The sequence below is a fragment of the Xenorhabdus poinarii G6 genome (assembly GCF_000968175.1).
Taxonomy (GTDB): domain Bacteria; phylum Pseudomonadota; class Gammaproteobacteria; order Enterobacterales; family Enterobacteriaceae; genus Xenorhabdus; species Xenorhabdus poinarii.
On sequence record NZ_FO704551.1, the window covers coordinates 724,307 to 739,928 of the forward strand.

At 43.8% G+C, this 15,622-nt stretch carries 12 protein-coding genes and 1 pseudogene; 11 read left to right on the top strand and 2 right to left on the bottom strand.

What is annotated here, in order from left to right; translation table 11 throughout:
- Window positions 1–126: 126 nt before the first annotated feature.
- The 4 genes from aceE (at window position 127) to XPG1_RS03185 (ending at window position 7,665) form a co-directional block, all read left to right on the top strand.
- The gene (aceE, locus tag XPG1_RS03170; protein ID WP_045957799.1) at window positions 127–2,790 is read left to right on the top strand and encodes a pyruvate dehydrogenase (acetyl-transferring), homodimeric type; all 2,664 of its coding nucleotides are present in this window, start codon (window positions 127–129) and stop codon (window positions 2,788–2,790) included.
- A 13-nt stretch (window positions 2,791–2,803) separates the two neighbouring features.
- A complete protein-coding gene (aceF, locus tag XPG1_RS03175; protein ID WP_045957800.1) occupies window positions 2,804–4,675 on the top strand; it encodes a pyruvate dehydrogenase complex dihydrolipoyllysine-residue acetyltransferase in 1,872 nt (623 codons plus the stop codon).
- A gap of 204 nt (window positions 4,676–4,879) precedes the next feature.
- Window positions 4,880–6,307, top strand: a complete 1,428-nt coding sequence (lpdA, locus tag XPG1_RS03180; protein WP_162197115.1) for a dihydrolipoyl dehydrogenase — start codon at window positions 4,880–4,882, stop codon at window positions 6,305–6,307.
- A 674-nt stretch (window positions 6,308–6,981) separates the two neighbouring features.
- Complete coding sequence (locus XPG1_RS03185; RefSeq protein WP_045957802.1) at window positions 6,982–7,665, top strand: DUF7424 family protein; 684 nt, start codon at window positions 6,982–6,984, stop codon at window positions 7,663–7,665.
- An 85-nt stretch (window positions 7,666–7,750) separates the two neighbouring features.
- Here the strand turns inward: XPG1_RS03185 and XPG1_RS03190 are convergent, their stop codons facing one another.
- Together XPG1_RS03190 and XPG1_RS03195 are read right to left on the bottom strand one after the other, a co-directional pair.
- Window positions 7,751–8,683, bottom strand: coding sequence for an IS3 family transposase (locus XPG1_RS03190; RefSeq protein WP_157879533.1), 933 nt, complete (start codon window positions 8,681–8,683; stop codon window positions 7,751–7,753).
- Window positions 8,593–9,099, bottom strand: a complete 507-nt coding sequence (locus tag XPG1_RS03195) for a helix-turn-helix domain-containing protein (RefSeq protein WP_045957803.1) — start codon at window positions 9,097–9,099, stop codon at window positions 8,593–8,595. Before XPG1_RS03195 ends, XPG1_RS03190 begins: the two co-directional genes overlap by 91 nt.
- A gap of 560 nt (window positions 9,100–9,659) precedes the next feature.
- On the opposite strand from XPG1_RS03195, the gene XPG1_RS03200 reads away from it, so the two are divergent.
- The 7 genes and pseudogenes from XPG1_RS03200 to XPG1_RS18835 all read left to right on the top strand — a co-directional run.
- Window positions 9,660–10,520 carry a beta-keto acid cleavage family enzyme gene (locus tag XPG1_RS03200; RefSeq protein ID WP_045957804.1) on the top strand — a complete coding sequence of 287 codons (861 nt, stop codon included), beginning with the start codon at window positions 9,660–9,662 and terminating at the stop codon, window positions 10,518–10,520.
- 28 nt (window positions 10,521–10,548) lie between these two features.
- A complete protein-coding gene (locus tag XPG1_RS16940) occupies window positions 10,549–11,232 on the top strand; it encodes an alpha/beta hydrolase (protein WP_052708230.1) in 684 nt (227 codons plus the stop codon).
- Window positions 11,225–12,427, top strand: a complete 1,203-nt coding sequence (pcaF, locus tag XPG1_RS03210; RefSeq protein WP_045957805.1) for a 3-oxoadipyl-CoA thiolase — start codon at window positions 11,225–11,227, stop codon at window positions 12,425–12,427. Before XPG1_RS16940 ends, pcaF begins: the two co-directional genes overlap by 8 nt.
- Before the next feature lie 46 nt (window positions 12,428–12,473).
- The gene (gene hemB / locus XPG1_RS03215) at window positions 12,474–13,559 is read left to right on the top strand and encodes a porphobilinogen synthase (protein ID WP_084717257.1); all 1,086 of its coding nucleotides are present in this window, start codon (window positions 12,474–12,476) and stop codon (window positions 13,557–13,559) included.
- Between the two features lie 2 nt (window positions 13,560–13,561).
- Complete coding sequence (locus XPG1_RS03220) at window positions 13,562–14,452, top strand: EamA family transporter (protein ID WP_045957806.1); 891 nt, start codon at window positions 13,562–13,564, stop codon at window positions 14,450–14,452.
- A gap of 73 nt (window positions 14,453–14,525) precedes the next feature.
- Window positions 14,526–15,203 (top strand): ester cyclase, encoded by a 678-nt coding sequence (locus XPG1_RS03225; protein WP_197541109.1) that lies wholly within the window; start codon window positions 14,526–14,528, stop codon window positions 15,201–15,203.
- A 135-nt stretch (window positions 15,204–15,338) separates the two neighbouring features.
- A pseudogene (locus XPG1_RS18835) lies at window positions 15,339–15,571 on the top strand (DDE-type integrase/transposase/recombinase); the annotation flags it as partial.
- Window positions 15,572–15,622: the final 51 nt, after the last annotated feature.

Below are 15,622 nucleotides of genomic sequence, written 5' to 3' on the forward strand. Positions count from 1 at the left end.
CAAGAGTTTTAGCGGCATATAGCAGGGCCTATCTTCCGGTCATAACAGGCTGTTTCGTCAAAGAGTATGACCAGAAGATAGGCTCCAACAACCATTAGAAATAGATAAACAGATAAGGAATACACCATGTCAGATATTTTGAAAAATGACGTGGATCCGATCGAAACTCGCGATTGGTTACAGGCGATCGAATCGGTCATCCGTGAAGAAGGTGTTGAGCGTGCTCAGTTCCTGATTGATCAGGTTTTGAGCGAAGCTCGTAAAGGTGGCGTTAACGTTGCTGCTGGTGCAGCAAGTCGTAATTACATCAACACTATTCCTGTTGAGGATGAACCAGCTTACCCTGGTAACCAGAATTTGGAGCGCCGTATTCGCTCTGCTATTCGCTGGAATGCGGTGATGTCCGTTCTGCGTGCATCCAAAAAAGATTTGGAACTGGGTGGGCATATGGCCTCATTTCAGTCTTCCGCTACTATTTATGACGTGTGTTTTAACCATTTCTTCCGGGCGCGTAACGACAATGACGGTGGTGACTTAGTCTACTTCCAGGGGCATATTTCTCCGGGCATTTATGCGCGTGCTTTCCTTGAAGGCCGTCTGACTGAAGAGCAGATGAACAACTTCCGCCAGGAAATCGGCGGTAATGGTTTGTCTTCTTACCCGCATCCGAAACTGATGCCTGACTTCTGGCAGTTCCCAACTGTTTCCATGGGTTTGGGACCAATTACTGCGATTTATCAGGCTAAGTTCCTGAAATATCTGGATTATCGTGGTCTAAAAGATACCTCTAAACAAACCGTTTATGCTTTCTTGGGTGACGGTGAGATGGATGAACCAGAATCCAAAGGTGCGATCACTATCGCTACCCGTGAAAAACTGGATAACCTGGTATTCGTTATCAACTGTAACTTGCAGCGTCTGGATGGCCCTGTCACCGGTAACGGTAAAATCGTTAACGAGCTGGAAGGTATCTTCGAAGGCGCTGGCTGGCAGGTACTGAAAGTTCTGTGGGGTGAACGTTGGGATGCACTTCTGCGCAAGGATACCAGTGGTAAATTAGTTCAATTGATGAACGAAACCCTGGATGGCGACTATCAGACATTCAAGTCCAAAAATGGCGCTTATGTTCGTGAACACTTCTTCGGTCGTTACCCAGAAACGGCAGCATTGGTCAAAGACATGACTGATGATGAAATTTGGGCACTGAACCGTGGTGGTCACGATCCGAAGAAAGTTTATGCGGCACTGAAAAAAGCGCAGGATACTCAGGGTAAACCAACTGTAATCCTGGCTCAGAGCATCAAAGGTTATGGTATGGGTGATACCGCTGAAGGTAAAAACATTGCTCATCAGGTCAAGAAAATGAACATGGAAGGCGTTCGCCAGTTCCGTGATCGTTTCAGTGTGCCTGTCACTGATGATCAGATTGAAAACCTGCCTTACGTCACTTTCGATAAAGATTCTGAAGAATCCAAATACCTGCATGAGCGTCGTAATGCGCTGGGTGGTTATCTGCCAAGCCGTCGTGTTAACTTTGACGAAAAACTGGAAATCCCGGCTCTGGAAGATTTCAGTTCTCTGTTAGAAGCGCAGTCGAAAGAAATTTCTACCACTATCGCTTTTGTTCGTGCACTGAACATCATGCTGAAGAACAAGTCGATCAAAGATCGTCTGGTTCCAATCATTGCTGACGAAGCACGTACTTTCGGTATGGAAGGTCTGTTCCGTCAAATCGGTATCTACAGCCCGAATGGTCAGCAGTATACCCCGCAAGACCGTGAGCAGGTTGCATACTATAAAGAAGACGCTAAAGGTCAGATCCTACAGGAAGGTATCAACGAACTGGGTGCGGCTTCATCTTGGCTGGCGGCTGCAACGTCTTACAGCACCAACAACCTGCCAATGATCCCATTCTACATCTACTACTCTATGTTCGGATTCCAGCGTATCGGTGATCTGTGCTGGGCAGCAGGTGACCAACAAGCTCGTGGCTTCCTGGTTGGCGGTACTTCTGGCCGTACGACGCTGAATGGTGAAGGTTTGCAGCACGAAGATGGCCATAGCCATATTCAGTCTCTGACTATCCCTAACTGTATCTCTTATGATCCCGCATTTGCTTATGAAGTTGCGGTTATCATGCATGATGGTCTGGAGCGTATGTATGGTGAGAAACAAGAGAACATCTACTATTACATCACCACACTGAACGAAAACTACTACATGCCAGCCATGCCTGAAGGTGCAGAAGAAGGTATCCGTAAAGGTATCTACAAGCTGGAAAGCCTGGAAGGTGCGAAGGGTAAAGTTCAGCTACTGGGCTCTGGTTCTATCTTGCGTCATGTACGTGAAGCAGCCAATATCCTTTCTGCTGAATACGGCATCGGTTCCGATGTCTACAGCGTAACGTCCTTCACTGAACTGGCTCGTGATGGTCAGGATTGTGAGCGTTGGAACATGCTGCATCCATCTGAAGAACCTCGTGTTCCTTATATTACTCAGATCATGAACGAAGCGCCAGCTGTGGCATCGACTGACTACATGAAACTGTTTGCAGAACAAGTACGTAACTTCGTACCTGCAAACAACTATCGTGTATTGGGTACTGACGGTTTCGGTCGTTCTGACAGCCGTGAAAACCTGCGTGACCATTTTGAAGTTGATGCTTCTTATGTGGTTGTTGCAGCGCTGGGTGAACTGGCTAAACGTGGCGAAGTTGATGTGAAAGTCGTTGAAGACGCCATCAAAAAATATAACATCAACCCAGAAAAAGCCAACCCACGCCTGGCATAAGAGGTAAAGATTAATGTCTATCGAAATTAACGTACCTGATATTGGTGCAGATGAAGTTGAAGTGACCGAAATCATGGTAAAAGTGGGTGACACAGTTGAAGCTGAACAGTCACTGATCACGGTTGAAGGTGATAAAGCGTCTATGGAAGTCCCGTCTCCACAGGCGGGAGTAGTGAAAGAAATCAAAGTTACGGTTGGCGATAAAGTTGAAACCGGTAAACTGATTATGATTTTTGAATCCGCAAATGGTGCAGCAGAAGCTGCCCCAGTTCAGCAAGCAGCGGCAGCACCAGTCGCGGCAACCGTCGCTGAAAGCAAAGAAGTGAATGTACCGGATATCGGTGGCGATGAAGTTGAAGTGACTGAAATAATGGTAAAAGTTGGTGATACCGTCACTGAGGAACAATCACTGATTACCGTTGAAGGTGACAAGGCTTCTATGGAAGTCCCTGCGCCATTCGCCGGTACGGTGAAAGAGATCAAAATTGCGACGGGTGACAAAGTTCAAACCGGCTCTCTGATCATGGTATTCGAAGTTGCAGGTTCTGGTGCAGCCCCCGTGGTTGCGTCAGCGGCAGCACCAGTCGCAGCGCCTGCGGTATCTGCTGCAAAAGAAGTGAACGTACCGGATATCGGTGGTGACGAAGTTGAAGTCACCGAAATCATGGTAAAAGTGGGTGATACCATCACTGAAGAGCAGTCTCTGATCACTGTTGAAGGTGATAAGGCTTCTATGGAAGTGCCGGCGCCATTCGCCGGTACGGTGAAAGAGATCAAGATTGCGACGGGTGACAAAGTTAAAACCGGCTCTCTGATCATGGTATTCGAGGTCGCGGGTGCAGCACCTGTGGCACCTGTGGCACCTGCGGTAGCGCCTGCTTCTGCGGCTGAACCTGCGAAAGCAGCGCCAGCACCAGCAGTTAGCAAGCCAGCAGAAGGTAAAAACGAATTTGCAGAAAATGACGCTTATATCCATGCCACTCCGGTCATCCGTCGTCTGGCTCGTGAATTTGGCGTCAATCTGGCGAAAGTAAAAGGAACTGGCCGTAAGGGTCGTATCCTGCGTGAGGACGTTCAGGCTTACGTGAAAGATGCGATTAAACGTGCAGAAGCGGCACCTGCTGCTGCGGGTGGTGGCCTACCGGGTATGTTGCCTTGGCCGAAAGTTGATTTCAGCAAATTTGGTGAAATCGAAGAAGTTGAAATGAGCCGCATCCAGAAAATTTCTGGTGCTAACCTCAGCCGTAACTGGGTCATGATCCCTCACGTTAACCTGTTCGATGAAGCGGATATCACTGAAGTTGAAGAATTCCGTAAGCAACAGAATAAAGAAGCTGAGAAAAAGCAGCTGGGTGTGAAAATCACTCCGTTGGTATTCGTCATGAAAGCCGCTGCGAAAGCACTGGAAGCAATGCCTCGCTTTAACAGCTCAATTTCTGAAGATGGCCAGAAACTGATCCTGAAAAAGTATGTCAACATCGGTATCGCGGTAGATACACCTAACGGTCTGGTTGTTCCTGTTTTCAAAGATGTTAACAAGAAAGGCATCATTGAACTGTCCAGAGAATTGGCTGAAGTCTCCAAGAAAGCACGTGCTGGTAAGCTGACCGCTTCCGATATGCAGGGCGGTTGCTTCACTATCTCTAGCTTGGGTGGTATCGGTACGACCGGTTTTGCACCAATTGTAAATGCACCAGAAGTGGCAATCATGGGGCTGTCTCGTTCTTCCATGAAACCAGTTTGGAATGGCAAGGAATTCGTTCCTCGTCTGATTCTGCCTATGTCTCTGTCTTTCGACCACCGTGTGATCGATGGAGCAGATGGTGCACGTTTCATCACTTATATTAATCAATTGATGAGCGACATCCGCCGTCTGGCGATGTAATGCACAGGCCGGTAAATATGCCGGCCTAATAATTACTGTCGTGACAGATATTTTCGCCTCGTATCTGGTAGGTTGGGATTTCTGTCACGTTAACGCGCTTTTCAGGTTATTTACAATTCTGTAAACTTGCTCGCGGTGTGTACGTCCCGGTGGAATATGTTTTTTTTTCGTCTGACCCGCCGGACAAACAATTAAGAGGTCATGATGAGTACTGAAATTAAAGCCCAGGTAGTGGTGCTTGGAGCAGGCCCGGCAGGGTATTCTGCTGCTTTCCGTTGTGCAGACTTAGGATTGGATACTGTTCTGGTTGAGCGCTACTCTACTTTGGGTGGTGTTTGCTTGAATGTGGGGTGTATCCCGTCTAAGGCACTGCTTCATGTTGCAAAAGTGATTGAAGAAGCAAAAGCATTGGCACAGCATGGTATCGTGTTTGGCGAACCACAAACTGATATCGATAAGATCCGCCTGTGGAAAGAAAAAGTGATTTCCCAGCTGACAGGGGGTCTGGGCGGCATGGCTAAAGGCCGTAAAGTTAATGTTGTTAATGGCTTTGGTAAGTTCACAGGTGCTAATACTCTGGTTGTTGAAGGTGAGAGCGGCACAACAACGATTAATTTTGATAATGCCATTATCGCAGCGGGTTCACGTCCAATTCAATTGCCATTCATTCCACATGATGATCCTCGCGTATGGGATTCTACCGATGCTTTGGAACTGAAAACGGTTCCGGGACGCCTGTTGGTCATGGGCGGTGGTATTATCGGTCTGGAAATGGGCACGGTTTACCACGCCCTGGGTTCTCAGATCGACGTGGTAGAAATGTTCGATCAGGTGATTCCTGCTGCGGACAAAGACATTGTTAAAGTATTCACTAAACGCGTCAGCAAGAAATTTAATTTGATGCTGGAAACGAAAGTGACTGCGGTAGAAGCGAAAGAAGATGGCATCTATGTAACAATGGAAGGCAAGAAAGCACCGGCAGAGCCACAGCGCTATGATGCCGTTCTGGTGGCTATCGGTCGTGTACCAAACGGTAAGCTACTTGATGCGGGTCAGGCAGGTGTTGAAGTTGATGAGCGTGGCTTTATCCATGTCGATAAACAAATGCGCACTAACGTACCTCACATTTTTGCTATCGGTGATATCGTTGGTCAGCCAATGCTGGCACACAAAGGTGTTCACGAAGGACACGTTGCTGCTGAAGTTATTTCTGGTAAGAAACATTATTTCGATCCAAAAGTGATTCCATCTATCGCTTACACTGAACCAGAAGTCGCATGGGTTGGTTTAACTGAGAAAGAAGCGAAAGAGAAAGGCATCAGCTACGAAACGGCAACGTTCCCATGGGCAGCATCTGGCCGTGCCATCGCATCAGATTGTTCAGATGGTATGACCAAGCTGATTTTCGATAAAGAAACTAACCGTATTATCGGTGGTGCTATTGTTGGTACTAACGGCGGTGAGCTGCTGGGTGAAATTGGTCTGGCTATCGAAATGGGCTGTGATGCAGAAGATCTTGCTCTGACTGTTCATGCTCACCCAACACTGTATGAATCCATCGGTATGGCTGCGGAAATGTACGAAGGCAGCATCACTGATTTGCCAAACCCTAAAGCGAAGAAAAAGAAATAATTCTTTACCATTGCAGTAGGTTAGCAAAGATATTAAACGGCTTTCAAATAGGAAGCCGTTTTTATTTTTTTCTAAACGTTGGGTGAATGTCCTCTCAGTCAGGTGTTCGCTGCTACAAATTCTCCAACAAGTTTTCGGGAGATACATTCGATTAATTCGTTACCGTTAATTGTCATTACTAACAGTGGTGAGGATTTATCAATAGGTTTAGTCAAACTGGCAGGATTCCCAATAATGCATGAATAAAACAAGATGCAATAGTATTGTTTATCTATTTTAAAGTGAAAAAATATACCAATGAAATTTTGATTAGCCTCTATTATTAAACAAAATCAGATAAATATCTCATTGATATTTCAGCTAATATAAAAGCTCCTCAAATTATTTTTCTCGTGGCTACAGTTCTTAGTCGCATCCATTTACACGGAATGATGGGATAAATATTATCTTTAACTTATATTTCATGATGTTAATTTATCCCACTTATCCCACTTATCCCACTTATCCCGAAATGCAGTTATAATATGTCTAACCACACTTTCTCTTTACGGTTCATGGTGTCTATTGGCCACATCAAAGCGTTATAACGAGAGACTTGCAGTACTACAAAAATAGCTTATGGTTAAATGCAATAATGGCATGGATATATTTTAATAACATAAAAGGTATTTAAAATGAAAAAATGGTTAGTAGTTGCGGCTTCAGTGCTTGCTCTTTCGGGTTGTAAGGTGGATGTTGAAACAAAAGTAAATACGGATGATTTGACTTCAGTTGATCATAAAGTTGTTAAAGGAGATATTAATGTTGAAGTGTCATCCTGTACCCACTATGAAGACTCACGTCAGGACTCAAAAGATTTAATCAAGTTAAAACAGAAAATACCCACCATTTTTACCAATGCTGAGTATGTCGAATGTTATAGAAAAAATTTTGATTCATATGCTCATTTCACTATTCCTGTCGCGGTGGGTGTGTTACCGGACGATGGTCAATTAGGTGATAAAGCGGATATTTTCATCCTTTCCCATCAAAAAACCTATGCGGGGGCAGTGATCCCAAAAGATGTGCTGGATAAAATCAAAAAGGCACAAAAAGATATGATGGGAAAACTGAATATCAGGATGAGTATTATTCTTGAGAGGGGAAATAAACCTGTACCAACGCTGATTAGCCTTGGGACTTATATGACAAGTGCAAAAAATAAAGATTACCCGCTTGTGGCTGATGGGATCAATCTGGCTAAGGAAATGAAATTCAGACTTTCGGATGTCTCTAACTCAGCCTTGTCTAATGGTGAATTTGTTCCTTTCCTTGTTACATCTGATTATTTCGATTTCCTCCGGAAAGATAAAAAATAGCCTGTTCTTGCCTTGATCCAAAACGACAATGATCTCCATACTTAGGCCGCAAAATGAACTGACCCCAGAAAGTTGGACATTTTAGTTAAACGGCGTGTAAGGCCTGGTTTCGATATGCTATCGGAGTTAGGCCTTTTAATTTCACCTTGATCCGTTTTGTATTGTAATATTCAATGTATTCTTCTATTTTTTCAATCAGTTCATCCGCACTTTTAAAGTGCTGCTGGTGATACATTTCTGTTTTGAGTAAGGCAAAAAAGTTTTCTGCCATCGCATTATCCAAACAGTTCCCTTTCCTCGACATACTTTGTTTAATATCTTTATCAGCAAGTTGCTTTTGATAAGCCTTATGCCGATATTGCCAACCTTGATCACTGTGAATGAGTGGCTTAGCGTGAGCATCTAGCCCATCTAATGCCTCTTTTAGCATCTCTGTCACTAAAGGCAGACTCGCCTTTTTCGCCACGTTGTAAGCGATAACCTCTTGATTAAATAAGTCAATAATAGGTGATAGATAGACTTTTTGTTCATTCACTTTAAATTCTGTCACATCCGTTACCCATTTCTCATTAGGTTTTGTCGCGCGAAAATCTCTTGCCAACCAATTCGGTGCTGTTTTTCCAACTTCCCCACGATAAGAACGATATTTCTTCGGCCTTACCGTGGATTTTAGGTTTAATTGCCTCATTAATCGTTGTACTGTTTTATGATTGATTTTAAAGCCATTTTTTCTCAATGCTAAATGAATGCGGCGATAACCATAACGACCTTTATGCTCATGATAGATAGTTTTAATCATCTCTATTTCTTGTTCATAAGCACGCGTTTTTTTAAGCGCCTGGCATTGATAGTAAAACACGCTTCTTGCAAGATTAATGGCACAAAGTAAGTGCTTTAATGGATATTTCTTTTTAAGAGCTAAAACAATTAACGCTTTTTCTTTGCTCGTGGGCGTTTCTTCTGTTCCAGCTCTGCTAACTTTTTTAGGACCGCATTTTCTGCACGCAAATAAGCTAATTCTTCTTTAAGTTCCTTAACTGTCATTTCGTCATCAGATTTCGGCGGGGTTTTAGATCGGGATTTCATTGGGGGTCTTCCTCGCTGAGGACTTTCGAGTCCTTTGATACCGGTTTCATTATACTTATCAAGCCAGACTGATAAGGTACCTGGAGTCGTTAAATTGAGAACTGCACTAGTGTGAGTGAGGGACCAATCATGTGTCCACATTAATTTTAAAGCCTGGAGTTTTGTGACAGCACAAAGAGAGTGAGACGTTGGCAAAAAGGCGTTATCGCCATGAATGGCAACAACTTGAGCCCAGTATCGAATTTGTCGAGAAGAGATTGAATATTCCGCTGATAGCTTATCCGATGTGTTACCTGCCAGACATCGTTTAGCAATAATGATTTTTAGCTCACGACTATATTTAGACATAAAAAACCCCCCAGTAATTAGTTGTCCAACTATTGGGGGTCACTTCAAAACGCGGCTTTTTCATGTCTTCAGTATGAAGGATAAATCATGCCTCTGTGAGAAACCTTCGCGCAGTTATTTGAATTTGATACCCATCAAGCCGACAACACCTTTGATCATTTCCTCTGTCCAATTGTCGAACAAAGTCATCAAAAAGTGGAGGGGCTGAATCGACACTGGCAGGTGTTGAACTTTGCTCCATGATTAAGCCGGGGCAAAGGCCACTACTGAAATCTTTACTCCATGGGAACAATTTTATTCTTTAGCCGCATTGTCTGAGGAAGTCCGTTTCCTCCATTTTTTGCGGTTCGCTCTCAGTTTGTGACAGAACCTGATGAAAGTGCTAACAGTTGGTATTCTAACTGGTTAATTTAGATCCGTTTGCCCAAGGCATACACATAATCTTGCACCTTAACCCCGCTTTTGCAACAACCCCATTCAGTCCCCCTTTTTTAGGGACCGTAATTTCTCTTAATATCTATATTATCAATCAAAATGCATAATATAGGAGCTCGAAAATTATGGAAAATTTAATCATCACTGCTGCTGTAAATGGCGGAATAACTCCCAGAAGTAAGAATCCCGCAGTCCCACATACCCCAAAAGAAATTGCTGATGATGTCGTGCAATGTAGTTTGGCTGGTGCCAGTGTCGCCCATATCCACGCTCGTGATGAAGCTGGTAAGCCAAGCTATGATAGTAAAGTTTGGCGGGAAATTATTGAGCGTGTTCGCGAGCGTTCCAATATTATTCTCAACCTGAGCACGTCCGGTCTAAACCTTCCGCAAGGTTTTCCAGAAGAAGAAGCATGGAATCACCTTCAGTACGGCCCAGAAATAGCCTCATTTAATTGCGGTTCTGTTAACCATGGCGATAAACCATTTATCAATAGCCCCGCACTTGCCAGAAAACTGGCGCTTGCCATCAAACAACACAATGTTACACCAGAGATCGAAGTTTATCATTCAGGTGTGATCAACGAAGCAATTACCCTTCAAAAACAAGGCTACCTTGGCTCCAAACTGATGTTTGCATTTGCTATGGGGATTCATGGTGGGGTTAGCCCGACCTGCAAAGATCTACTACATTTAGTCGATTGTCTCCCAGAAAACAGTATTTGGTCTGCTATTGGCATCGGTCAGGCACAGCTCCCACTAAATACCTATTCAATTTTGCTTGGTGGTCACGTCCGCACTGGACTTGAAGACAATATTTATTACCGCAAGGGTGAGCTTGCATCCAGCAATGCCCAGCTTGTTGATCGTATCGTCAGGCTATCTCACGAATTAGGCCGGGAAGTGGCCACTGCCGATGAGGCGAGAAAAATTTTAGGGTTAAGCCAAACTTCCAAGCCAGAAACAACCGCCGCCACGGTCATGTAATTTCAGTCAGTAAAAGGAATTAAATAACGTGTTAAAAATCAAAGCTATTTCAGACACTAGCATGTATTCAGTCGTGAAGAAAGGTGCTGAACTTAGCACAGAAAACCCCGTGGTTATTTTGTTACATGGACGCCGCCAAACTGTAGATGATATGTCTAATCTTATCCAAAAACTGAATCTGGATGATGTGACCTATTTACTACCTTGTGCACCGGACACAACATGGTATCCACATGGGTTCACCCGTGACATTGAAGAGAATCAACCCTTTCTGAACAATGGCCTCGATTATATCAACGATGTACTTCAGGACTTGCTTTCACAAGGAGTGAGCAGTCAAAACATCTGGCTAATTGGCTTTTCGCAGGGCGCTTGTATGGCCGCCGAATTTTTGAGGCAATCGTTATATCAGGTTGGTGGTGCAATCATGTTCACCGGAGGTCTATTCGGGCCGAATTGCCCAAAAGCAGCATCTCAAAAAAATGTATTTAATGAAATGAAAGTGTTTCTAACGGGTAGTAACAACGATACTTGGGTCTCTGCTGAACGTGTGACACAAACGGCCGAATATTTTGATCAGTTGGGTGCGAAAGTGCATCTACAGATTTTTACCGAACGAGACCACTACATTTCTAAGTCTGAAATTGAGACAGCCAGAGAGTTAATCTCATCCAGCTTTGCTATGAATCATGGGGAGGTCGCATATGCATAACGCATATATTTGTGATTTCGTAAGAACTCCCATTGGTCGCTATGGAGGCTCACTTGCTTCGATTCGCGCTGACGACCTGGCCGCAGTCCCACTGAAGGCTCTTAAAGAGCGTCACCCAAATGTGGATTGGCGTAAGGTCGATGATGTGATTTTAGGGTGTGCTAATCAGGCTGGAGAAGATAACAGAAACATCGCCAGAATGAGTTTGCTATTAGCTGGATTTGATAAAGAGGTACCAGGTTCAACGGTAAATCGGTTATGTGCATCTGGGATGGAAGCAGTTTCTAGCGCTGCTCGCGCCATTAAAGCTGGCGAAGCCAATCTGATCATTGCCGGTGGTGTTGAGTCTATGTCACGGGCACCATATGTACTTGGGAAAACTGATTCACCTTTTGCTCGTAATGCTGAATTCTACGATACCACGATGGGCTGGAGGTTTGTTAACGCAAAACTGAATGAAATGTACGGCACCTGCTCTATGCCTGAAACCGCTGAAAACCTTGCGGTCAAATTCCACATTACCCGCACAGAACAGGATGCGTTTTCGCTTTTGAGCCAGCAAAAATATAGCGATGCTAAAGAGCGAGGGTTCTTCAAAAATGAAATTGTACCTGTCGAAGTCAAACGCAAACGTCAGAGTAGCTTAGTTGTTGATACAGATGAACATCCCAGAGTCTCGAGTTTAGATACCTTGGCTAATCTCAAGCCGATTGTTCATCCAAATGGTTCTGTCAGTGCTGGCAATTCATCAGGCATTAACGACGGAGCGGCTGCATTATTGATAGCTTCAGAACAGTCACTGTCAAATTACAAACTGGTACCAAAAGCTAGGATAGTGGCAACAGCCTGTGCCGGAGTAGAGCCAAATATTATGGGCTTCGGCCCAGTGCCAGCTATTAAAAAGGTACTAGAATTAACACAACTGTCGTTAGATCAAATGGACGTGATCGAGATAAATGAGGCATTTGCATCTCAGGTACTCTCTGTCGTTAAAAGCCTTGGCATTGAGGGAAACGACCCGCGTCTGAATCAGAATGGCGGCGCAATTGCGCTTGGTCATCCACTTGGTATGAGTGGCGCGAGAGTGGTTGGCACGGCGGTTAATCAGCTCGAACAACAACGCGGACGTTATGCGCTTTGTAGTTTGTGCATCGGTGTCGGGCAAGGAATGGCCATGATCATTGAGCGAGTTTAAGAAGATTAGTCGCTCTGGAGTGGCTTTGGGTTGATATCACCGGCTGATGTCACTTACAAAAACTATTTTAGTAAACAAATCCTGGGGTTACATCACCGTGGTATCAATATCAAATTCAAACAATGCAGTTCAACAAGGGTTAACCAAACGCTTACGCCGTTTGCGGACGACTTCACTGATGAGAGAATTAGTCCGGGAAAATGAGGTTCAATTAAGTGATTTAATTTACCCAATATTCATCGAAGAAAACATCTCAAGCGAGGTGCCCATTACCGCTTTACCTGGTTTAGTCAGAATACCGGAAACACAGCTTGCTTCTGAAATAAAAGAGCTTTATGCGTTAGGGATCCGATACGTGATGCCATTTGGCATTAGTCATCACAAAGACGAAATAGGTAGTGATACATGGAACAGCAACGGTTTGCTTAGTCGTATGATCTCCACTATCAAATCTACGTGTCAGCAAATGATGGTGATACCCGATATCTGTTTTTGCGAGTATACAACGCACGGGCATTGCGGTGTATTGACCAATCACGACGTAGATAACGATCAGACTGTGACAAACTTAGTCAAACAGTGCATCAATGCAGCACGCGCTGGGGCCGATATGCTAGCGCCCTCTGCCATGATGGACGGCCAGATCATGGCTATTCGCCAAGGGTTGGATGAAGCTGGGTTTTCTCGTGTCGCCATACTCGCCCATAGCGCGAAATTTGCCTCTTCCTTTTACGGGCCATTCAGACATGCTGTTGAGTGCGATCTTAAAGGAGATAGACGAACTTATCAGCTCGATTATGCCAATTCCAGACAAGCGCTAAGCGAAGCATTGCTCGATGAGCAAGAAGGGGCTGACATCTTAATGATCAAACCCGGTACGCCTTACTTGGATATCTTGAGCAGTTTGCGCCGCAAAACACTGCTTCCTCTGGCGGCATATCAAGTCAGCGGAGAGTATGCTGCTATCAAGTGCGCCGCTCAAATGGGCATTTTAAACGAACAAGAAACAGTCTTAGAAACACTGACAGGTTTAAAAAGAGCGGGAGCTGATCTCATCGTAACCTATTTTGCGAAACAGTTTGCAATCTGGAATCAATGTGATTCATACACCCTAGAGCATATAAAGGCTTAAAAATGGGATTGAAGAACTATACCCTGTGCATTCTGATCATGGCTATATGGGGCCTTAATTTTTCCGTCGTTAAACTGGGACTAAGTACGCTTGATCCAATGTTGCTGACCGGGCTGAGATTTACATTAGCGGCTGTTCCAGCCGTTTTATTTGTGAAAAAGCCTGATGTACATTGGTTTTATCTGGCTGCCTATGGTTTAACTTTTTCGGTTGGGGTGTGGGGACTTTCAACATGGGCGATAGGTGCGGGTTTATCACCAGGCATGGCCGCTTTGTTAATTCAGACGAATGTTATTTTCGGCTTGGTGCTTGGTTGGCTCCTACTCAAAGAATCGGTGAGCACCAACCGTTTCATCGGTTCATTAATCGCTTTACTTGGATTGGCCTTGAGCCTGACAGTTTCCGATGGTTCTGTCACTATGGAAGGCGTGTTACTTATTCTGGTTGCCGCGTTGTGTTGGTCGGTTTCCGGCGTTTTGCTTAAAAAATCAAAAACAAAACAAGTTTTTGCCTTCAGCGTGTGGTCTATGCTCTTTGCTCCCATTCCACTTTTTTTCATTTCCTACATTCAGGTTGGGACAAACGGCTTTACTGCCTTAATAGAAAATATAACCATACTCGATATATTCTCAATTTTATACCAAGCTTATTGCACAACGCTGTTCGGTTATTGGATCTGGAATAGGTTGGTTGTGTCTTACCATTTATCTCATGTGGCTCCTTTTACTTTACTTGTACCAATTTTTGCCATTTTAGGTTCAAATATTTTGTTTCACGAGGCCATATCTTCACAAAAAGTGTTAAGCTGTGCTCTGATCGCAGTTGGTTTATTAATTGGTAGTTTTCCTGCTACTAAATTCAAAGTGTTAGCACAGTATCTTAAATTGATGTAATCCAACGAGTTTAAAAAGGAAGGTTAGTATTTTTAATCATCGACAAATGTGTGTTCATACCGCACATGAGCTTATGAATATAGTGTGGAATGATAAGGCACCTGAGTTCGTAAAAGATGTTATGACCTCCACAACTACGATTGAAAGCCCAATTCAACTGTCTGTAGGATCTGATTCATTTTGCAATACTTTAAAAGTGTGGCAGCGTGCATTTCCAACGTTATTGTATAAAGAAGGTAGCATTACAACTCATGATAACGAAATTGTTGTCGAATGGACCGTAAAAGGAAAACACCTAGGTGAATTCTTGGGTATTTCTGCAACGGGTAAAGATCTGGTTTACCAAGGGAGTTCACGGTTTACTTTTATGCATAATAAAATCAGCTATTACTCATCTGTCGTTGACATCCAGAGCATATTAGGTCAATTAATGGAGAGCTCTTTAGCTCAATGCGAAAATCTAAAGCTGCGAAGCCCTTTAGAGGATCTGTATGATGTCATTCAACAATTGCTCTCGCCCTTTTTAACAAGGCGTCAGGTAGAGTGTCTTTCGTTGTCGACATTAAGTTTGTCAGTAAAAGAAGTAGCCACCATTTTAAAAATCAAAGATAGTTCAGTTCAAACCCATCTGAAACGAGCTTTCGAATTGCTTAACATCAGCAATAAAAAAATGTTCATGACTTATATTTGTGATAATAACACAATAGAGGTATTAATTAGAATGGGGGTATATCTGAAGCAAAAAATCTAGGTTCAATACGTTTTTTCAGCCAAATTTTGGCTTTATTGCAGTACTACACCGGTTGTCTTTTGATAGGTCTTGTCGCGAAGTTGACGAAGAAAGCTAACATGTTGATGATGTTCACTGAGCGAAATACCATTCCTCCTGAACCGTTGGGTTATAAAATATGCGCCACAACTTCGAAGCCATATTTAGAAATAAAAGCGTCGAGTGTTTATCTTATGGCAATACATAAAAGTTAAAGGTTGGTTGACTATTCTCGAGCTGTGGACATGTACGGAGTTATTATTGATTTTTATTTAAGTGAAACCCGTGATGAGCCGGCGGCACAAACGTTTTTCAATAAAGTCATCAACCGACACGGCTTACCCGAAAGGTAAAACGCCTTATGAGACTCTTGTTGAAAAAATGAAAGCTTAAAATGATCT